General features: G+C 73.3%; 16 protein-coding genes. 4 read left to right on the top strand and 12 right to left on the bottom strand.

Annotation, left to right across the window (positions count from 1 at the left end; translation table 11 throughout):
• Positions 1–36: 36 nt before the first annotated feature.
• Positions 37–2,100 carry an Hsp70 family protein gene (locus AB0M46_RS40775; RefSeq protein WP_363345248.1) on the top strand — a complete coding sequence of 688 codons (2,064 nt, stop codon included), beginning with the start codon at positions 37–39 and terminating at the stop codon, positions 2,098–2,100.
• A 92-nt stretch (positions 2,101–2,192) separates the two neighbouring features.
• Here the strand turns inward: AB0M46_RS40775 and tsaE are convergent, their stop codons facing one another.
• The 10 genes from tsaE to AB0M46_RS40725 form a co-directional block, all read right to left on the bottom strand.
• Complete coding sequence (gene tsaE, locus AB0M46_RS40770; protein WP_363345247.1) at positions 2,193–2,672, bottom strand: tRNA (adenosine(37)-N6)-threonylcarbamoyltransferase complex ATPase subunit type 1 TsaE; 480 nt, start codon at positions 2,670–2,672, stop codon at positions 2,193–2,195.
• Positions 2,669–3,733 (bottom strand): alpha/beta hydrolase, encoded by a 1,065-nt coding sequence (locus tag AB0M46_RS40765; RefSeq protein ID WP_363345246.1) that lies wholly within the window; start codon positions 3,731–3,733, stop codon positions 2,669–2,671. Before AB0M46_RS40765 ends, tsaE begins: the two co-directional genes overlap by 4 nt.
• Before the next feature lie 20 nt (positions 3,734–3,753).
• A complete protein-coding gene (locus AB0M46_RS40760) occupies positions 3,754–5,199 on the bottom strand; it encodes an NAD(P)H-hydrate dehydratase (protein ID WP_363345245.1) in 1,446 nt (481 codons plus the stop codon).
• A gap of 23 nt (positions 5,200–5,222) precedes the next feature.
• Positions 5,223–7,094, bottom strand: coding sequence for a glutamine--fructose-6-phosphate transaminase (isomerizing) (gene glmS, locus AB0M46_RS40755; RefSeq protein WP_363345244.1), 1,872 nt, complete (start codon positions 7,092–7,094; stop codon positions 5,223–5,225).
• A gap of 157 nt (positions 7,095–7,251) precedes the next feature.
• Positions 7,252–8,010, bottom strand: a complete 759-nt coding sequence (locus AB0M46_RS40750; protein WP_363345243.1) for an SDR family oxidoreductase — start codon at positions 8,008–8,010, stop codon at positions 7,252–7,254.
• A 13-nt stretch (positions 8,011–8,023) separates the two neighbouring features.
• Positions 8,024–9,370, bottom strand: a complete 1,347-nt coding sequence (gene glmM, locus AB0M46_RS40745; RefSeq protein WP_363345242.1) for a phosphoglucosamine mutase — start codon at positions 9,368–9,370, stop codon at positions 8,024–8,026.
• An 86-nt stretch (positions 9,371–9,456) separates the two neighbouring features.
• The gene (gene rpsI, locus AB0M46_RS40740) at positions 9,457–9,867 is read right to left on the bottom strand and encodes a 30S ribosomal protein S9 (RefSeq protein ID WP_363345266.1); all 411 of its coding nucleotides are present in this window, start codon (positions 9,865–9,867) and stop codon (positions 9,457–9,459) included.
• Positions 9,868–9,989: 122 nt separating this feature from the next.
• Complete coding sequence (gene rplM, locus AB0M46_RS40735; RefSeq protein ID WP_363345241.1) at positions 9,990–10,433, bottom strand: 50S ribosomal protein L13; 444 nt, start codon at positions 10,431–10,433, stop codon at positions 9,990–9,992.
• Positions 10,434–10,609: 176 nt separating this feature from the next.
• Positions 10,610–11,950, bottom strand: a complete 1,341-nt coding sequence (locus AB0M46_RS40730) for a nitrate/nitrite transporter (protein ID WP_363345240.1) — start codon at positions 11,948–11,950, stop codon at positions 10,610–10,612.
• Positions 11,951–12,068: 118 nt separating this feature from the next.
• Positions 12,069–12,803, bottom strand: a complete 735-nt coding sequence (locus AB0M46_RS40725; protein ID WP_363345239.1) for a hypothetical protein — start codon at positions 12,801–12,803, stop codon at positions 12,069–12,071.
• Between the two features lie 372 nt (positions 12,804–13,175).
• Here AB0M46_RS40725 and nirB point away from each other — a divergent pair, with 372 nt between their 5' ends.
• The 3 genes from nirB to AB0M46_RS40710 are packed head-to-tail and all read left to right on the top strand — an operon-like array spanning position 13,176 to position 17,097.
• Positions 13,176–15,623, top strand: a complete 2,448-nt coding sequence (gene nirB, locus AB0M46_RS40720) for a nitrite reductase large subunit NirB (RefSeq protein ID WP_363345238.1) — start codon at positions 13,176–13,178, stop codon at positions 15,621–15,623.
• Complete coding sequence (nirD, locus tag AB0M46_RS40715) at positions 15,620–15,958, top strand: nitrite reductase small subunit NirD (RefSeq protein ID WP_363345237.1); 339 nt, start codon at positions 15,620–15,622, stop codon at positions 15,956–15,958. The genes nirB and nirD overlap by 4 nt, the downstream gene beginning before the upstream one ends.
• Positions 15,959–16,002: 44 nt before the next feature.
• The gene (locus AB0M46_RS40710; RefSeq protein WP_363345265.1) at positions 16,003–17,097 is read left to right on the top strand and encodes a uroporphyrinogen-III synthase; all 1,095 of its coding nucleotides are present in this window, start codon (positions 16,003–16,005) and stop codon (positions 17,095–17,097) included.
• 71 nt (positions 17,098–17,168) lie between these two features.
• On the opposite strand, the gene AB0M46_RS40705 is transcribed toward AB0M46_RS40710, so the two are convergent.
• Positions 17,169–17,414 (bottom strand): DUF2630 family protein, encoded by a 246-nt coding sequence (locus AB0M46_RS40705; protein WP_363345236.1) that lies wholly within the window; start codon positions 17,412–17,414, stop codon positions 17,169–17,171.
• A gap of 65 nt (positions 17,415–17,479) precedes the next feature.
• Positions 17,480–19,736: hypothetical protein (locus AB0M46_RS40700; protein ID WP_363345235.1), on the bottom strand; the 2,257-nt coding region annotated here is incomplete at its 5' end.

Genomic DNA, 19,736 nt, shown 5'->3' with positions numbered 1-19,736 from the left:
CTAGCATCGGCCGCTATCGACGCCGGGAGAGCCGCTGTGACCGAACCGATCCTGGTCGTGGATGTAGGGTCCTGGGCCCTGTCCGCCGCCGTCGTATTACCCGACCAGTTGCACCCGGTCCGCGAGCCGGTGACCGGCGCCGCCCGCTGGCCGGGCAGCGCCACCCTGGTGACGGGCGGTGGCCGACCCCGCCTCGCCGTGGGGATGGCCGCCGAGCAGGCCAGGGACCAACACCCGCGGCAGTACGTCGACGGCGTCCGCCGCGCGATCGACGCCAACGCCCCGATCTGGCTCGGCGACCAGCTGGTCAACGGCGTGGAGCTGGTCGACACCGCGCTGGAGGCGATCGCCGGCGAGGCCAGACGGGTCTACGGCCCCATCGGGCGGCTCGTGCTGACGGCCCCGGTGGGGTACCGCACCCACGACCCCCGCCGCGAGGCGCTCGTCGCCGCCGCCTCCATGGCCGGCTTCCCCGACGCCGAGATCGTCGTCGACGCGTCGGCCGCGGTGCTCGACCCGATGACGCTGCTGGAGGTGCCCGAGGGCGGCCACGTGCTGGTCTGCGACCTGGGCGCCACGTGGACCGCCACACTGGCGCAGATCCAGGGCGGCCGCCCGGTGCCGCTGAGCCAGGAGAGCTCCGGCAGCGGCCGCGACATCGACGTGATGCTCGCCGCCGACCTGCGGGCCACGCTGGCCGAGTGGGTGGAACCGGCGTTCGCGGCCGGCGGCGACACGAGCGTGCGGGCCAACCTGCACGCCCTGGACATCGTCCGCCGGCTGAAGCACCGGCTGGCCGACGTGCCGGAGGCGGCCGAGGAGGTGGAGGCGGGCGTGGCGCCGTACCGCATGGATCGCCGCCTCCTCGATCAGCTCACGGAGCCGGCCACGCGCTGGCTGATCGCCAGCTGCCGGGCCGTCATCGCCCGCGCGGGCCTCGTCCCCGGCGACGTCGCCGCGGTGCTGCTGGTCGGCGGCGCGTCCCGGCTGCCCGGCATCGGCCCGGCGCTGCACGGCGGCATCGGCCGCCCCGTCACCCGGCCGGCCGACCCCGAGCTCGCCGTGCTGCGCGGCGCCGCCGCCTGGGCGCGGGCGCGCTCGGCCCGGGCGGTGCCGGCCGACCCCCCGTCGTGGCGGGTCGAGCCGCTGTCGTGGACCATCCCGGGCGGCCGCGGGCGGCTGGTGCGGTGGCTGGTGAAGGAGGGTGAGGGGTACCGCCGCGGCACCCCCATCGCGCAGGTGCGCACCGCCGACGACCAGGTGTACGACCTCTCCGCCGGCCGCGCCGAGGGCGTCCTGCTCGAACAGCGCGTCGCCGTCGGCGACGTCGTCGTCTCCGGCGCCGTGGCCGCGCACGCGCGCCTGGAGCCCGCCTCCGCCGAGCGCTTCCAGCTGGCCAAGCGCCACCACCTGCGGGTCGCCGGCGACTGGCTGCTCATGCCCGACCGCCGGATGCTGGTCGAGTGCGCGCGCACCGGCGAGTACGTCAAGGTCCGCCACATCGACTCGGGCGCCCTCGTCACCGAGCTGCGCCCCGGCCGCGGCGCCGGTCGCGCCCAGGTCGCCCTGGGCCCCGGTCACCAGCTCTCCCTCGTCACCTGGGACGCCGAGGGCCACTTCGCCGTCTGGGACGTGCTCGCGGGCCGGATCACGACGACCTTCTCGGACGTGCACAAGCCGGATGCGGTACTGCTGAACGAGTCCGAATGGCGCCTCGTCACCACCGGCGAGGGCGCGGCGAGCGTCGGGCGCTACCGCCGGGACGTGGCCACGGTGTGGGACCTGGCCACGGGCTCCCGCATCGACCGCGTGGTGGGCGAGGACCTGCCGAGGCGGTTCGCGGGCTACGCGGAGTCCTCCCGCGCGGACGCGTTCGCCGCCGAGATGGAGAGCCCGGACGGCCGGCTGCGGGCCGCCGCGCTGGACGGCGCCCTCTCCGTGCGCGACCTGGAGACCGAGGCCGAAGTGTTCCGGACCGACCTGCCGCCGGGGCGGCGGGTGAGCACCGCGTTCTGCCACGAAGGGCGGCACCTGCTGGCTCGGACGACAGACGACGAGGGCACCTGGGTCGACGTCTGGGAGGTACTCCAGCCCGCGTAACTATCCGTGACTTATCCGACTTACACCCCGCCAGGTTATAAGTCCGAAATGTCGCGGCACGCCAGCGCCCGACATTTCGCGCGAAACGGAAGTCAGGCGGTCAGCGCGGCCGCGCGCGTGGTCCAGTCGCCGCCGCGCGGGATCAGGGCGACCACGCGCGAGTCGTCTTCCCGGCGGTCCAGGCGGACCTCCAGGTGCTCGTCGCTGAGCTGCTCGACCAGCCCCTCGCCCCACTCCACCAGCGTGACCGAGTCCTCCAGCGTGGCGTCCAGGTCCAGCGCGTCCACCTCGCCGATCGGGTCGCTCACGTTGCCCAGCCGGTAGGCGTCCACGTGGACCATGGGCAGCCGGCCCCCGCGGGACGGGTCGGGCTTGTGCACCCGGGCGATCACGAACGTCGGCGAGGTGATGTCGCCGCGCACGTGCAGGCCGGCCCCCACGCCTTGGGCCAGCGCGGTCTTGCCGGCGCCGAGCGGGCCGGTCAGGACGACCAGGTCGCCGGCCCGCAGTACCGCGGCCAGGGCCTGGCCGAACGCGCGGGTGTGCTCAACAGTCGACAGGATTCGCGTCACGGCAGCACCTTCGTCAAGAAACCGTCCATCGCCTCGTTGACCTCGTCGGCGTGCTCCAACAGCACGACGTGGCCGCCGTCGGCCACCACCACCAGCTCGGCCTCGGGCAGGACAGACGTTATCTCGTACGTGTGGGTCAGCGGCGTCAACACGTCCTTGTCGCCGCAGACCAGCAGGACGGGCACGTCACGCATCGGGCCGAGGACCAGCAGGCGCGCGTGAGTGTAGAGGGTGCGCAGGTACCGCGCGATCACCTCCGTCGACGTGGTCGAGTTCATCCGCTCGACGTACGACACCAGGGCCGGGCTGGGGCGGGCGGTGCCGAAGCCGTAGCGGCGGGTCAGCAGCCAGGCCAGGTCGGTGGAGGCCCGGCGGGCGCGATCGATCACGGCGGAGCTGATCGGCCCGGCGAAGCCGACGACCGGCAACAGCGGGCGGCGGAAGCGGGCCACCACCTCGGGGAAGCCGAAGGTGACCTGGTCGAGCTTGCCCGCCGAGGTGGAGATGAGCACGGCGGCGGCGACCCGGGACTCGAAGAGCTCCGGGATCTGCTCGGCCAGCGCCATGATCGTCATGCCGCCCATCGAGTGGCCGACGAGGATGACGGGGCCGGTCGGGGCGGTGGCGGCGAGCACGGCGCGCAGGCCGGCGCCGAGGGAGTCCAGGGTGTACTCCCCCTTCTTGAGCTTGCCCGAGCGGCCGTGGCCCGGCTGGTCGTAGAAGACCATGCGGTGCTTGCCCTGAAAATGCTTGCGCTGGAAGTGGAACGTGCCCATGTCCAGGCAGAAGCCGTGCACGAACACCAGCGTCGGGCCGGGCCCGTCGACGACCTCCACGTGCAGGTCGATGCCCTCCTCGGTGGTCACCGTGAGCTGCTCGTCGCTGTCCCAGACGCCGAACTCCTCATCGGCGTAGGGGTCGTCGGCCTGCTTGGACCGGCGCACGAGGTAGCGCTCGGTGGCCACCCCGGCGGCGACGCCGGCCGCTGCCAGGCCCACGACCGCGCCGATGATGCCGGCCGTTCGTTTCCGGCTGCCGCTCTTCGCCACCTCGGTACCCATGCCCAGAGCCTAATCGGTCGTTACCCGCGAGTTAAGATACCGACTGCCTCGGGCAGGTGGGAGGCCACATCAGCGGCGGTCACCGGGCCCCGCTCGGCGGCCAGGCGACCGGCCAGGCCGTGCGCGTAGGCGGCGGCGATGGCCGCAAGCTCCGCCGGCAGGCCCCCGGCCAGCAGGGAGCCCAGCAGGCCGGAGAGCACGTCGCCGGTGCCGCCGGTGGCCAGGGCCGCGGTCCCCGTCGGGTTGACGAAGACCCGGCCGTCGGGGGTGGCGACGATGGTGCGGTCGCCCTTGAGCAGCACGACCGCGTCCAGCCGGGCGGCCAGGTCGGTCGCGGCGGCCACCCGGTCGTCGCCCGGCGCGCCGCCGGCGAGGCGCTGGAACTCCCCGTCGTGCGGGGTCACCACGGTCGGCGCGGCGCGCTCGCGGAAGCGGTCGGCCATCGGGGCGTTGGCCAGCAGGGTCAGGCCGTCGGCGTCGATCACCGCGGGCACCGGGGCGCCGAGGACGGCCCGCAGCTCGCCGTAGGCGCGCTGGTCGGTGCCGAGGCCGCTGCCGCAGACCCAGGCCTGGACCCGCCCGGCGTCGGCGACCCGGTCGGTGGCGATGACCGGCGGGTGCTGCAGGCGCACGGCGTCGGCCGCGCCGCCGGCGTAGCGGACCAGGCCCGACGGGCCCGCCAGGGCCCCGCCGACGGAGAGCACGGCCGCGCCGGGGTACTTCGCCGACCCGGTGGCCAGCCCGACGACGCCGCGGGAGTACTTGTTGTCGTTCGCCCGGGGCCGCGGCCACCAGGCGGCGAGGTCCGCGGCGTCGGGCACGTGGAGGGCGGGGTCGCCGTCGAGGTGTTCCTCGAGGCCGATGTCGACGAGCTCGACGATCCCCGCGTGTACCGCACCGGCCCCGACCAGCAGCCCCGGCTTGAGGACGCCGAAGGTCACCGTGACGTCGGCGTGGATGGCCATGCCGGTCACCGCGCCGGTGTCGGCGTCGACCCCGGACGGCACGTCGACCGCGATCACGGGCGCGGCCCGCAGCAGGTCGGCGAGGTCGGCGACGCGGGCCGCGGCCGGCTCGCGCAGCCCGCCCTTCCCGCCGATGCCGAGGATGCCGTCGACGACCAGGTCGGCCGGGCCCGGGCGACCCTCCCCGGCGCCGTACAGGCGCCCGCCGGCCGCGTAGAAGGCGTCGGCGGCGGGCCGGTGCACCCGGTCGGGGTCGAACAGCAGCGCGTCCACCCTCGCGCCCCGGCGGGCCAGCCGCGCGCCGGCGTAGAGCGCGTCGCCGCCGTTGCCGCCGGAGCCGACGAGGAGCAGGACGCGGCTGCCGTACACCCGGGGAAGGCTGTCGGCGCAGCGCCGGGCCAGCCCCGCGGCGGCGCGCTGCATGAGCGCGCCGTCGGGGAGGGTCTTCATGACGAACTCTTCGGCCGCGCGCACCTGCGCGACCCGCCAGGCTGCTCTCACGGAACAACCCTGTCACACGTGCCCTATTCGACGGTGACGGACTTGGCCAGGTTGCGCGGCTGGTCGACGTCGTGGCCGCGGGCCGAGGCGATCTCGCAGGCCAGGACCTGCAGCGGGACCGTGGTGACCAGCGGCGCGAGCAGCGTGGGGGTGACCGGGACGTAGAAGAGGTGATCGGCGTACGGCTTGACCGCCTCGTCGCCCTCCTCCGCGATCACGATCGTGCGGGCGCCGCGGGCGCGGACCTCCTGGATGTTGGAGACGACCTTGTCGTGCAGCACGCCCCGGCCGCGGGGCGAGGGCACCACGCAGACGACCGGCGTGCCGTGGTCGATGAGCGCGATCGGGCCGTGCTTGAGCTCGCCGGCGGCGAAGCCCTCGGCGTGCATGTAGGCGAGCTCCTTGAGCTTCAGGGCGCCCTCCAGGGCCACCGGGTAGCTCACGTGCCGGCCGATGAACAGCACGCTCTTGGCCTCGGCCAGGTCGCGGGCCAGCTCCCGGATCGGCTCCATCATCGACAGGACCTGCTCGACCTTGGCCGGCATCTCCTGCAGCTGGGCGACGACGGCGGCGACCTCGTCGGCGTACTTCACCCCGCGCACCTGCGCGAGGTGCAGCCCGACGAGGTAGCAGGCCACGAGCTGGGTGAGGAACGCCTTGGTGGACGCGACCGCGATCTCCGGCCCGGCGTGCGTGTAGAGCACGGCGTCGGACTCGCGCGGAATGGTGGAGCCGTTGGTGTTGCAGATCGCCAGGACCCGGGCCTTCTGCTCCTTCGCGTGACGCAGGGCCATCAGGGTGTCCATCGTCTCGCCGGACTGGGAGATGGCCACGACGAGCGTCGAGCGGTCGAGCACCGGGTCGCGGTAGCGGAACTCGCTGGCCAGCTCCACCTCGCACGGGATGCGGGTCCAGTGCTCGATGGCGTACTTCGCCACCATGCCCGAGTGATAGGCGGTGCCGCAGGCCACGATGAACACCTTGTCGACGTCGCGCAGGTCCTGGTCGGACAGGCGGACCTCGTCGAGCAGCAGGTCGCCGTGCTCGTTGAGCCGGCCCAGCAGCGTCTCGGCGACCGCGTGCGGCTGCTCGGCGATCTCCTTGAGCATGAAGTAGTCGTAGCCGCCCTTCTCGGCGGCGGAGGCGTCCCAGTCGATGTGGAACGTCTTGCCCTCGGCGGCGTTGCCCTGGAAGTCGGTGATGACGATCGCGTCGCCGCTGATCAGCACGACCTGGTCCTGGCCGAGCTCGACCGCCTCGCGGGTGTGCTCGATGAACGCGGACACGTCGCTGGCCAGGTAGTGCTCGCCCACGCCACGGCCGACCACCAGCGGGGAGTTGCGCCGGGCGCCGACCACCACGCCGGGGGCCTGCACGTCCACGGCGAGCAGCGTGAAGGCGCCCTCCAGGCGGCGGCACACGGCCCGCATGGCGTCGGCCAGCCGCTCGCCGGGCGTGTCCCCGGCGGCGTCCCGCAGCGCCTGGGCGAGCAGGTGCGCGGCGCACTCGGTGTCGGTGTCGCTGGCGAACTCGATGCCGGCCGCCTCGAGCTCGGCCCGCAGCCGGGCGAAGTTCTCGATGATCCCGTTGTGGATCACCGCGACCCGGCCGTCGAACGAGCGGTGCGGATGCGCGTTGCGGTCGGTGGGGCCGCCGTGGGTGGCCCAGCGGGTGTGCCCGATGCCGGTCGTCCCGGCGCCGAGGGCGGTGTTGCCCTCCTCGGCGAGGGCCTTCTCGAGGTTGGCGAGTTTGCCGGCCCGCTTGGCGGTGAGCAGCTCGGCGCCGACGATGGCGACGCCGGCGGAGTCGTAGCCGCGGTACTCCAGCCGCCGCAGCCCGTCCAGCACGATGTTCAAGGCCGGCCGGGCGCCGGCGTACCCCACGATTCCGCACATGCTCCGTACCGTAGCAGAAAATCGAGCATTGCCAGTGCTCGAAACTGTCGTCTGTGAGCACATACAATGCTCACGAATGGGCGACCCTCAACGGGGGCCTGTTACCCAATGCCAACCCGATAAGCCGGGCGGTTTACCGGAAAAACCTCACCGCAAATCAGGTCAATGACGAGCGGATCTGGGCGCCGCCGTCGACCACGAGTGTCTGGCCCGTCATCCAGCGCGCACCGGGGCCGGCCAGGAAGGTGATGACGTCGGCGATGTCGTCCGGCTCGCCGATGCGCCCCAGCGGCAGCTTCTCGCGGAGGTACTCCTCGTGGTTCTCCCACAGCCCGCGCGCAAGGTGCGTGCGCACGATGCCGGGCGCGACGGCGTTCACCCGCACCGCGGGGGCCAGCTCGGCGCCCATCTGGCGGGTCAGGTGGATCACGGCGGCCTTGGTGGCGTTGTAGTAGCCGATGCCGGGCTCGGTCAGCACGCCGCCGACGGAGGCGACGTTCACGATGGCGCCGCCCCGGGCCGACATGGAGGCCTTCCACACCAGCTGGCTCCAGAGCACCACGCCGAACTGGTTGAGCCGGACCGTCTTGTCCGCCCGGACCGGGTCGATGTCCATGAGCGGGCCGAAGTACGGGTTGGTGCCGGCGTTGTTGACCAGCACGTCGACGGCGCCGAAGCGCCGCACGGCGGCGTCGACGACCTCGGCGGCCTGGTCGGGCTCGGCCGCGTGCGCGGCGTGGGTGAGCACGCCGACGTCCGGGAACCGCGCGGAGATCTCCGCCGCGACCTCATTCAGCGATTCGATCTTGCGCGAGGTCAGCACGACGTTGCAGCCTTCGGCGGCGAAGGCCACGGCGCTCGCCTTGCCGATGCCGCGGGAGGCGCCGGTGACGATGACGGTGCGGGCATTAGTCATGCCGCGCAGGTTACTACTGAGTAGGTGAGACCGTCCTCACCACATCGGCGATCCGCTCGGCCGCCTCGCGGGCGGTCTCCTGCGTGCCGGCCTCGACCATGACGCGAACCAGCTGCTCGGTGCCCGAGGGGCGCAGCAGCACCCGGCCGGCCCCGCCGAGCTCGGCCTCGACCTGCTTGGCCGCGTCGAGCACCTGCGACGAGCGGGCGGCCGCGGCGCGGTCCAGCACCGGGACGTTGATCATCACCTGGGGCAGCCGGTGTACCACACCGGCGAGCTCCTTGAGGCCCTTGCCCGTCTGCTCCATGCGCCCCATGAGGTGCAGGGCGGTCAGCAGCCCGTCGCCGGTGGTGGCGAAGGCCGGCATCACGATGTGCCCGCTCTGCTCGCCGCCGAGCGCGAGGCCCTTGGCCCGCAGCTCCTCCAGGACGTACCGGTCGCCGACCTTGGTCTCCAGCAGCCGGATGCCGGCCTCGGCCATGGCCAGCTTGAGGCCCAGGTTGCTCATCACGGTGGCGACGAGGGTGTCCTCGGTCAGCAGGCCGGCCTCGCGCATGCCGACCGCCAGGATCGCCATGATCTGGTCGCCGTCGACCTCGGTGCCGTCCGCGGCCACCGCGATGCACCGGTCGGCGTCGCCGTCGTGGGCGATGCCCAGGTCGGCGCCGTGCTCGACGACGGCCGCGCACAGCTGGGCGATGTGGTTGGAGCCGCAGTCCTCGTTGATGTTGAGGCCGTCGGGGTCCGCGTTGATCGCGATGACCGAGGCGCCGGCCCGGCGGTAGGCCTCGGGCGCGGCGGAGGAGGCGGCGCCGTTGGCGCAGTCGACGACGACCCTGAGCTCGGCCAGCGGGCTGGGCAGCGAGGTCAGCAGGTGCCGGACGTAGCGGTCCTCGCCGTCGGCGTAGTCGGTGACCCGGCCGATCCCGGCGCCGGTCGGGCGGCGGCGGGTGCCGTTGTCCATGAGGCGCTCGATCTCGTCCTCGACCTCGTCGGGCAGCTTGTGCCCGCCGGCGGCGAAGAGCTTGATCCCGTTGTCCGGCATCGGGTTGTGCGACGCCGAGAGCATCACGCCGATGTCGGCACCGAGGACGCCGGTGAGGTACGCGACGGCCGGCGTCGGCAGCACGCCGACCCGGACCACGTTGGCCCCGGCGCTGGTGAGGCCGGCCACCACGGCCGCCTCGAGCATCTCGCCGCTGGCCCGCGGGTCGCGGCCGACGACGGCGACCGGCGCGTGCGAGTGATCATGCTCGAACAGCGCCTGGGCGGCCGCGATGGCGACCGCCACGGCCAGCTCCGGAGTCAGGTCGGCGTTGGCCCGCCCGCGCACTCCGTCGGTGCCGAAGAGTCGCCCCATTGCGTACCTCCCATGGTTGTACCTCGCGCACAGCGAAAATCGGCCGGGCGCGCACCTCCAGGGTGGCACCCGGCCGACAAACTTCGTTAGCGCTTCGAGTACTGCGGGGCCTTGCGGGCCTTCTTGAGGCCGTACTTCTTGCGCTCGGTGGCACGCGCGTCCCGGGTCAGGAAGCCGGCCTTCTTGAGCGCGGCACGGTCGTCGCCGTCGTTCTCGACCAGCGCCCGGGCGATGGCGAGCCGCAGCGCGCCGGCCTGGCCGGTGGTGCCGCCGCCCCGGAGGTTGGCGAAGACGTCGAAGGCCTCGGCCTTCTCGGCGATGACCAGCGGCTCGCGAACCGACTGCTGGTGCACCTTGCTCGGGAAGTAGTTCTCCAGCTCCCGCCCGTTGAGCAGGAACTTGCCGGTGCCCGGAACCAGGCGGACCCGGACGATGGCCTCCTTGCGGCGGCCGACGGTCTGGATCGGCTGGCCGGCACGGCGGGAGCGGGTCGGCACCGTCGCCGTAGCGGTGGCGGTGGCCGTGGCGGTGGTCGCGGCGGGGGCCTCGACGGTCGCGACAGCGACCGGCGTCGGGGCGTCGATGGTCTCGTCGGTCACGCTCAGTCCTTCGTCCGCGCTCACTGCGCGATCTGCTTGATCTCGAACGGCTGGGGCTGCTGGGCCGCGTGCGGGTGCTCGGCGCCCGCGTAGACCTTCAGCTTGTGGATCTGGCGCGCGCCCAGGCGGTTGTGCGGGAGCATACCCTTGACGGCCAGCTCGATCGCCCGCTCGGGGTGCTTGGTCAGCAGCTCCTCGTAGCCGACCCTCTTCAGGCCGCCCGGGTAACCGGAGTGGCGGTACGCCACCTTGGTCTGCCGCTTGTTGCCGGTCAGCGCCACCTTGCCGGCGTTGATCACGATGACGAAGTCGCCGGTGTCCACGTGCGGGGCGAACGTCGGCTTGTGCTTGCCGCGCAGCAGCGTCGCAGCGTGCGTGGCCAGGCGGCCGAGCACCACGTCGGTGGCGTCGATGACATGCCACACGCGCTCGATCTCACCCGGCTTCGGGCTGTACGTACCCACAGGTCTACCTTGTCTTCCGCGTCGTCGGTCTTGGGGTGCGCTCTCGATGGGGGCGCCGGGACGCACGACCATCCAGCGTACCCGGACGATGGGGACGCCTTGTCATCGCACAACAGCAGTCCACGATACTCGGCGTCCCCAAGGACCACAAAATCGGGTCCCCGTGCGCGCCCGACTCAGACGCCGGGCAGGCGCTTCGCCGAGTTGCGCAGGTAAACCAGCCAGGTGACCCCGACGCACAGCGCGTAGAAGGCGATGAAGGCGATATAGGCCCCGTCACCGGTCTTGTACTCCAGGAACGACTGCCGGAAGGCCAGGTTCACCAGCACCCCACCGGCCGCGCCGATCGCACCGGCCACGCCGATGAGCGCGGTCGCCAGGCGCCGGGCCTCCCGCTCGGCGGAGGGGAACTTGGCCTTGAAGATCGCCGGGATCATCTTGTACGTCGACCCGTTGCCCACCCCGCTGAAGAGGAACAGCAGCACGAAGCCGGCGACGAACAGCGGCAGGGAGTGCTGGCGGGAGGCGAGCAGGACGACGCTGGCGCCGGCCGCCATGGCCACAAAGTTCCAGAAGGTGATCCGGGCGCCGCCGAAGCGGTCGGCCAGCATGCCGCCGATCGGGCGGACCAGCGAGCCGAGCAGCGGGCCGAGGAAGGTGAGGTAGGCCGCCTTGACCGGGGTGGAGAAGTCGGCCTTGAACTGCACCTGCAGGACCTGCCCGAAGGCGAAGCCGAAGCCGATGAAGGAGCCGAAGGTGCCGATGTACAGCAGGGACATGATCCAGGCGTGGCCGTCCTTGACGACGTCGCGCATGGCCCGCTTGTCGTTGGACGCGTGCGTCAGGTTGTCCATGTAGAGGGCGGCGAGCAGCGCGGCGACGACGATCAGCGGCAGGTAGACCAGCACGATGAGCCGCGGGTGGGCGGCCCCGGCGGTGGCCAGCACGAGCAGGCCGACGAGCTGCACCGCGGCCACGCCGATATTGCCGCCGCCGGCGTTGACGCCCAGCGCCCAGCCCTTGAGCCGCTGTGGGTAGAAGGCGTTGATGTTCGCCATCGACGAGGCGAAGTTGCCGCCGCCGACGCCCGCCACCGCGGCCGCGACCAGCAGGGTGGCGAACGAGACGCCGGGCTTCAGCACGATCCCGGCGAAGACGGTCGGGACGAGCAGCATCAGGGCGCTGAAGATCGTCCAGTTGCGCCCGCCGAAGGTGGCCACGGCGAAGGTGTACGGCAGCCGCAGTACCGCCCCGACCAGCGTGGGCGCCGAGGTCAGCAGGAACTTCTGGGCCGGGTCGAGCCCGTAGGCGGGGCCCAGGAAGAGCACGAAGACCGACCAGAGGCTCCAGATCGAGAAGCCGATGTGCTCGGAGAGGATCGACACGATCAGGTTGCGCCGGGCGACCTTCGCCCCTGTGGCCGCCCAGAACTGCGGGTCCTCCGGGCGCCAGTCGTCGATCCATCGGCCGCGGCGCGGCCCGGGCTGCAGCTGGGGTTCTTCCACGGCAGTCGTCATGAGCGTGGAAGTTATCGACAGCCTGTTTCCGGCCGTCGCGCCGACGTTTCAAAGCCGAAACAATTCCCCACGGCGGCGGATCCCCCGTTGTGAGGACCCGCCGCCGGGGATCAGCGCGCTACGAGGACTTCTTGAAGGTCCAGGCGCCGGTGTCGGGGCCGCCCGCGGGCGGGGAGAGCTTCAGGGTGCTGCCGCTGCAGTCGTACCGGCTCTTCTTCAGGATCGGCTGGGCGTCCACGGCGCCGCCGGTGTCGGCGGTCCCGCTGCCGGTGAACTCGGCGATCGGCATCTTGTCGGCCACCGTGACCGCGGCGGGGGCGGTCAGGTTGACGGTCACCGTGAGGGCGCCGAAGTCGACGCTGCCCGTGGGCTCGAGCGTCCCGGTCGCCGCCGACGGGGTCTTGATGGCGCCGTTGACCTTGCCGCCGTAGAAGAAGCTGCCCTTCACGTCGTTGCCGGACACGACGAAGGTGAAGGTCACCGGCTGCATCGAGCCGAAGTCGACCTGCGTCCTGCCGGCCGAGTCGATCGTCAGCAGCGCGCCGCCGCCGCCCGAGAGGCTGCCGTTCACCGGGCCGCTCAGGCTGCCGGTGAGTCCGTCGGCCTTCCAGGTGCCGACGAGGCAGGACGCCGCGCTTCCCTGGCCTCCGCCAGTGGTGCCGCCGGTGCTGCCGCCGGTGCTGCCGCCGTTCGTCGCGCCGGACGCGCCGGCCGAGGCGCCGGCACCGTTCGTGGCGCTGCCGCTGGCTCCGGCCGAGGTGGCGCCCTCGGGGGTGGAGTTGTTGCCGCATCCCGCGAGCCCGATGCCGAGCACCGCAACGGCCGCGATCGCGACCTTGCCGGTCGTGCGCATCTGCTTCCTCCTTGCTGCTCCATAGGGGTCGATGGTTGGGTACCCCGCCGCGAACCGTCGCCACCCTACCGCGGCGAGATCTGGCCCGCCGGGTGCCCACCATCCGGGATCACATCGACGAATATCGACGCCAATTCGACCACGGTTCGGTAACGGGCTGTTCAAGGGCCGTGTGAGGCGCTCTTAGCAGGCGCGAAACATTCGGGACCCTGGAGCGAAACCGCCCCCCGGCAGCCTTTTGGCCATGTTCGAAGCGGTCGCGGCGCACCGGCCATCCACCAGACGGTCCCTGTTGTCGTACGAAACGGCAGCGCAACGTCGCCGTCACGCTCGCGTTACCGGAGGGCACCCGTGAGCGACTCACATTCTTCGATGAAGGTCGTCGTCGTCGGGCACGGCATGGTGGGCCACCGCTTCGTGGAGGCGCTGCGCTCCCGGGACCCCGGCGGCCGGTGGCAGGTCACCGTGCTGGCCGAGGAGGGCCGGTCCGCCTACGACCGGGTGCGGCTGTCGGCGTACTTCGACGGCGTCAGCGCCGACGAGCTGACCTACGCCATGCCCGAGGGCGTTGACCTGCGCCTCGGCGAGCCGGCGACCGCGATCGACCGGGCGGCCCGCAAGGTGCGCACCGGCCGCGGAGAGTACGACTACGACGTCCTCGTCCTGGCCACCGGCTCGTCCGCCTTCGTGCCGCCGATCAGCGGGGTCGACCAGGCGGGCGTCTTCGTCTACCGCACCCTGGACGACCTGGAGGCCATCCGGGACCACGCGCGGGGCCGCGAGGTCGGCGCCGTCATCGGCGGCGGGCTGCTCGGCCTGGAGGCGGCCAACGCGCTGCGCCTGCTGGGCCTGCGCACGCACGTGATCGAGTTCGCACCGCGGCTCATGCCGGCCCAGGTCGACGAGGCCGGCGGAGCCGTGCTGCGCCGCTACGTCGAGGACCTGGGCGTGCGCGTGCACGCCGGCGCCGGCACCACCGCGATCCGCCAGACCTCCCCCACCGGCCGGCTGGGCCTCACGCTGTCCGACGGCGCCCACGTGCCGGCCGACATCGTGGTGGTGGCGGCGGGCATCCGGCCGCGCGACGAGCTGGCCCGGTCCGCGGGGCTGCCGACGGGGGCGCGCGGCGGGGTGGTGGTCGACGCCGCCTGCCGCACCGGGGACCCCGCGATCTACGCCATCGGCGAGTGTGCCGAGGTCGACGGGCGCTGCTACGGCCTGGTCGCGCCCGGCTACGCGATGGCCGAGGTGGTCGCCGACCGGCTGCTCGGCGGGGCGGCCGAGTTCCCCGGCGCGGACACCTCGACCAAGCTCAAGCTGCTCGGCGTCGACGTCGCCAGCTTCGGGGACGCGCTACGCGACGACCTGCTCGACATCGTGTACCTGGACCCGGCCAACGGGCGGTACGCCAAGCTGGTCCTCTCCGACGACGCCCAGACCCTGCTGGGCGGCATCCTGGTCGGCGACGCGAGCGCCTACCCGACGCTGCGGGCCAGCATCGGCGGCCCCCTGCCCGGGCACCCGCTCGCCCTGCTGGCCGGCGACGCCCAGGCCGACGTCGCCCTGCCGGCCGACGCCCAGGTCTGCAGCTGCAACGCGGTCACCCAGGGTCAGGTCGTGGCGGCCATCGCCGAGGGCTGCGCGGACGTGCCCGCCCTCAAGGAGTGCACCCGGGCCGGGACGAGCTGCGGGTCCTGCGTGCCGCTGCTGAAGCAGATCCTCAAGCAGCAGGGCGTCGCCGCGAGCAAGGCGCTGTGCGAGCACTTCGAGCACTCCCGGGCCGAGCTGTTCGACATCGTGCGCATCCGCGGGATCCACACGTTCTCGCAGCTCATCACCGAGCACGGGCGCGGGCGCGGCTGCGACGTGTGCAAGCCGACGGTGGCCTCCATCCTCGCGTCGCTGCACAACGACTACATCCTGGAGGGCGAGCAGGCCGCGCTGCAGGACACCAACGACCACTTCCTCGCCAACATCCAGCGCAACGGCACCTACTCGGTGATCCCGCGCGTCCCCGGCGGCGAGATCACGCCCGAGAAGCTGATCGCGATCGGCGAGGTCGCCCGGGACTTCCAGCTGTACACCAAGATCACCGGCGGCCAGCGCATCGACCTGCTCGGCGCCCGCGTGGAGCAGCTGCCGGAGATCTGGGCCCGGCTGGTCGCGGCCGGGTTCGAGTCTGGGCACGCCTACGGCAAGGCCCTGCGCACCGTGAAGTCCTGCGTCGGCTCGACCTGGTGCCGGTACGGCGTGCAGGACTCCGCCGGCCTGGCGGTCGAGCTGGAGCTGCGCTACCGCGGCCTGCGCGCCCCGCACAAGCTCAAGTCGGCCGTGTCGGGGTGCGCCCGCGAATGCGCCGAGGCCCGCGGCAAGGACTTCGGCATCATCGCCACCGACAACGGCTGGAACCTCTACGTCGGCGGCAACGGCGGCTTCCGCCCCCGCCACGCCGACCTGCTGGCCAGCGACCTGTCCACCGAGGATCTCATCCGCGTCGTGGACCGCTTCCTGATGTTCTACATCCGCACCGCCGACCGGCTGCAGCGCACCTCGGCCTGGATCGAGGGCCTCGAGGGCGGGCTGGACTACCTGCGCGCCGTGATCGTCGAGGACTCGCTGGGCATCGCCGGGGAGCTCGACGCGCAGATGGCCCACCACATCTCGTCGTACTCGGACGAGTGGAAGGCCACCGTCGAGGACCCGGAGCGGCTGGCGCGGTTCGTGTCGTTCGTGAACGCCCCCGGCACCCCGGACCCGACGATCTCCTTCGTTTCCGAGCGCGGACAGCCCGTGCCCGTCGTCCTAGGAGCGCGCTCATGAAGTGGACCGTTGTCTGCCCGTACCTGCGCCTGGAGCGGGAACGCGGGGTGGCCGCGCTCGTCGACGGGGTGCAGGTGGCGCTGTTCCGGACGTTCGACGACGGGCTGTACGCCATCGGCAACCTCGACCCGATCAGCGGCGCCGCCGTGCTCTCGCGGGGCATCGTCGGCAGCCGGGGCGACACCCCGGTGGTCGCGTCGCCGATGCACAAGCAGGCCTACGACCTGACGACGGGCGAGTGCCTGGACGAGCCGAGCGTGCGGGTGCCGGTCTACCCGGTGCGCGTCAACGCCGGCATGGTGGAGATCGCCTGCCTGGTCGGGGAGCCGGCGTGAGCGCGGGCAGCACCCTGGAGGCGCGGCCTTCCTCGGGCGAGGACCTGCCGCTGGCCGGGTTCACCGTGGCCGTGACCGCCGACCGCCGCCGCGACGAGCTCAGCGCCCTGCTGGAGCGGCGCGGGGCCCGGGTGGTGCTCGCGCCGGCCCTGCGCATCGTCCCGATGGCCGACGACACCGAGCTGAAGGCGGCCACCGTGTCCTGCGTCGACGTCGCCCCGGACATCGTCATCGCGACCACCGGCATCGGCCTGCGCGGCTGGCTGGAGGCGGCCGAGGGCTGGGGGCTGGGCGAGGCGCTGCGCGTCCGGCTCAACGAGGCCCACCTGATCGCCCGGGGTCCGAAGGCCAAGGGCGCGGTCCGGGCCGCCGGCATGATCGAGACCTGGTCCCCGGACACCGAGAGCTGCGACGAGGTCCTCGACCACCTCATCTCGGGCGGCTTCCCGGGTGGGATCGCCGGGCGCCGCATCGCCGTGCAGCTGCACGGCGAGCCCAACCCCGAGTTCACGTCCGCCCTTCGCGATGCCGGCGCGATCGTCGTGGAGATTCCGGTGTACCGCTGGGCGCCCCCGGTCGACCCGGCCCCCCTGCGCCGCCTGGTGGACCTCATCTGCTCGCGCCTGGTCGACTCGGTCACGTTCACCTCGGCCCCGGCCGTCGGCTCCCTGCTGCGGGTGGCCGGCCCGGAGGCGCCGGACGTGCTGGAGGCCCTGCGCACCGACGTGCTCGCCGCCTGCGTGGGCCCGGTGACCGCGGCCCCGCTGCAGCGCCTGGGCGTGCCGGTGGCCGCGCCGGCCCGGGCCCGCCTGGGCGCGCTCGTGCGCATCCTGGTCGACGAGCTGCCCCGGCGCTCGCCGACGCTGCACGTGGCCGGCGCCGCGGTCACTCTCCGTGGCCACGCCGCCATCATCGACGGCACCCTGAAGCCCCTGGCCCCGGGCCCGATGGCGGTCCTGCGCGCGCTGGCCGCCTCCCCGGGCCGGGTCCTGTCCCGCGCCGCGCTGCTGCGCGAGCTCCCGCGCGGTGCGGACGAGCACGCGGTGGAGATGGCCGTGGCCCGCCTGCGCGCCGCCCTGGGCGGCTCGGCCTTCGTGCAGACGGTGGTGAAGCGCGGCTACCGCCTGCGCGTGGACTGACCCCGGCCGGCGCGCACTGACCCCGGCCGGCATGCACTGGCCCCCGGCCGGCGTGGACTGGCCCCGGCCGGCTACTGCAGGTAGTGCTCGACCTCGTCGACGGAGTGCGCCTCGACCTCGTCGGGCGAGACCCCCTGCAGCTTGGCCGCCCGCCGCCGGCGCAGCAGGTCCCAGAGCTGATCGAGCTGCTCCTCGATCCCGCTCAGCCGGTCGTGCTCCTCCTGCTCGGTGATCTTGCCGGCCTGCAGCTGGGTCCGGAGCTTGTGCTCCTCGTCCACCAGCCCGGAGATCTGGTGGATCAACGTCTTCTCATCCATGGCATGCATCATCCACCACCGCCCGCCCGCCGGGTCCGGCCCCGGGCGGAGTCCTTCTCGGAGGGTCAGCCCGCCGGCGCGGAGGCCGGCAGCGAGGCCGCCGCGGTGGCCTCGGGCTGGATCACCGCGCGGTTCTCGATGATGCCGTTGTCCAGGTACGTCTCGACGATGTCGTACGTGATCTGGTTCGGGTACGGGTCGCCCTGGGCGAAGTTCTGGCCGTCGACGCGGGCGATCACGCAGTACGTGATGAAGTGGCCCTTGTAGTTCCAGCTCAGCTGCGTGGGGGCGCGCACCAGGGCGTCGGTGCCGGTGCCCACGCCCACGCTCATGCCCGCGAAGCGGCCCTTCTGGCCGTCGACGATGGCCTTGATGCCCTCGAAGGTCTGCGCGGCCACCTTCTCGCTGGTGACGTTGAAGACGCCGGCCGTGACGAGGTACTCCTGGTTCGGCGACTTCATCGTCGCCCGCACGACCTCGGAGCAGCCCGCGCCGGCCAGCAGCGTGGCCAGCTGCTCGGTCGCGGCCACCTTGCAGTCCGGCGACGTCTTGGTCGCCATGATCACGTACGGCGGCTCGTCCGGCACGGCCACGATGTTGTTGTTCGGGAACACCTCGGCCTCGGTGAGCGGCTTCGGGTCCACGTCGCGGCTGCTGATGTCGCGGCGCTTCGGGCCGGTCGTCGCGCTGGACTTGGCCGAGTCGGGGCCATTCTTCTCGTCCTTGAAGATGAACCAGGTGCCTATGGCGCAGGCGCCGAGCACCACGAGCACGGCGATCGCGCTCAGCAGCGCCACCCAGCGGTGCGGACGCGGGCCGGGGCGCGCGGGGTCCATCCCGGCGCGCTGGGGAGCACCGGGGCGGGAGCGGCCGCCGTCGCGGTCCGGCCGCCCGGGTGGGCCGCTCGGGCGGGCGTCGGGGGGCTCGCGCAGGGCGCGGCGGCTTCCCCCGGCGGTGTAGTCGCCGGAGTACTCCCCGGTGCCCCGCCGCCGCGAGCCCGACGGCTCGTCGTACGGGTCGTACGGCATGTCGTCGTCGGGCGCCCGGCGCTGGTGCGGCGGCTCGTCCAGGGCGGGCCGGCGGCGCAGCGCCTCGTCTCGGCCGCGCACGCCGCTCTCGTCGCGGCGGCCGGCCTCGGTCGCGGGGGCTGCGGACTCGAACGCGACCGGCGACCGTCGCCCGGCGCCGGCGTCGTCGTAGCCGCGCGGGCTGTCGCCGTAGCCCCGAGGGCCGTCGGCGTAGCCGCGCGGGCCGCCGTCATGGCCCCGCGGGCCTTCGTTGACGCCGCGGGGACCCTCGTCGTTGCCGCGGGGGCCGTCGAAGCCGTTGGCGCCACGCGGGCCGTCGAAGCCGTTGGCGCCACGCGGGCCGTCGAAGCCGTTGGCGCCACGCGGGCCGTCGAAGCCGTTGGGGCCGGGCGGGCCCTCGAGGCCGTTGGGGCCGGGCGGGCCGTCGAAGCCGTTGGGGCCGCGGCGCGGGTCGTCGTCGAACGCGGCGCCCCGGCGGGCACCGGTGTCCTCGCCCAGGCGGAACATGGTCGTCTCGCCGGCGTACGGCGCGCGGTCGTTGGCCGGGGCGCCGGGCTCGGCGCCGAAGCCGTTGCCGGTGCGGATGACGGGCTCGTCCTCGGGCGCCCGCCTCCGGCCCTCGCCGGGCCGGGAGCCGACCTGCCCGAGTCGGCTCTCCCCGGTGCGAGGGTCGAAGTCGCCGGTGCGGGGGTCGACATCGCCGGTGCGGGGGTCAGCGCCGCCGGTGCGGGGGTCAGTGCCGCCGGTGCGGGGGTCAGTGCCGCCGCTGCGGGGGTCGACATCGCCCGTGCGGCGCCCGAGGTCGCCGGTGCGGGAGGCCGCGTCGCCGGTGGGGTCCTCGCGACGGCGGCGGCCACTGCCGGTGACGTCGCCGGTGAAGGCGGCGGGGGCCTCCTCGGCGGCGCGGCGGCCGCGGCGGCCCGCGCCGCTCGTGGGAGACGCGTCCGGCCGCATGTTCGGGAAGATCGGCACCAGTGGCGGCGGGTCGGCCGGGGCGGCCGCCGGGGTGAAGTCGCCCAGGGGCTTGATGATCGGGGTCAGCTCCGGGCCGTGGTCGTACGACTCCGAAGGGCGACGATCGCCTTCCTCGCGCGCCCGGCGGCGGCCGCGGGGCTCCGTGGGCGGCTGGGCGTCGGCGCCCGGGCGGGCGTCGGGCGGCGTGGTGCGGCCGAAGGCGCCGCTGGGCGAGTCGTCGCCGTTGCGGGCGGCGAAGAGGGAGCGGTTGGCCAGGCCGGTCAGGCCGTCGTGGGAGGCCTGGTAGGTCAGCTGGTCCTGGTAGCGGCGCGACTCGGTG

Source organism: Dactylosporangium sp. NPDC051485, assembly GCF_040682015.1.
Taxonomy (GTDB): domain Bacteria; phylum Actinomycetota; class Actinomycetes; order Mycobacteriales; family Micromonosporaceae; genus Dactylosporangium.
Note: the sequence above shows the minus strand (reverse complement) of the source record. Positions and strands in the feature narration are given on the sequence as shown.

Coding starts and splice junctions, on each gene's coding strand:
- AB0M46_RS40765 (WP_363345246.1), bottom strand. CDS start 3,733: ATGGGTACCGAGGTGGCGAAGAGCGGCAGCCGGAAACGAACGGCCGGC.
- glmS (WP_363345244.1), bottom strand. CDS start 7,094: ATGTGCGGAATCGTGGGGTACGCCGGCGCCCGGCCGGCCTTGAACATC.
- AB0M46_RS40750 (WP_363345243.1), bottom strand. CDS start 8,010: ATGACTAATGCCCGCACCGTCATCGTCACCGGCGCCTCCCGCGGCATC.
- glmM (WP_363345242.1), bottom strand. CDS start 9,370: ATGGGGCGACTCTTCGGCACCGACGGAGTGCGCGGGCGGGCCAACGCC.
- AB0M46_RS40730 (WP_363345240.1), bottom strand. CDS start 11,950: ATGACGACTGCCGTGGAAGAACCCCAGCTGCAGCCCGGGCCGCGCCGC.
- AB0M46_RS40725 (WP_363345239.1), bottom strand. CDS start 12,803: ATGCGCACGACCGGCAAGGTCGCGATCGCGGCCGTTGCGGTGCTCGGC.
- nirB (WP_363345238.1), top strand. CDS start 13,176: ATGAAGGTCGTCGTCGTCGGGCACGGCATGGTGGGCCACCGCTTCGTG.
- nirD (WP_363345237.1), top strand. CDS start 15,620: ATGAAGTGGACCGTTGTCTGCCCGTACCTGCGCCTGGAGCGGGAACGC.
- AB0M46_RS40705 (WP_363345236.1), bottom strand. CDS start 17,414: ATGGATGAGAAGACGTTGATCCACCAGATCTCCGGGCTGGTGGACGAG.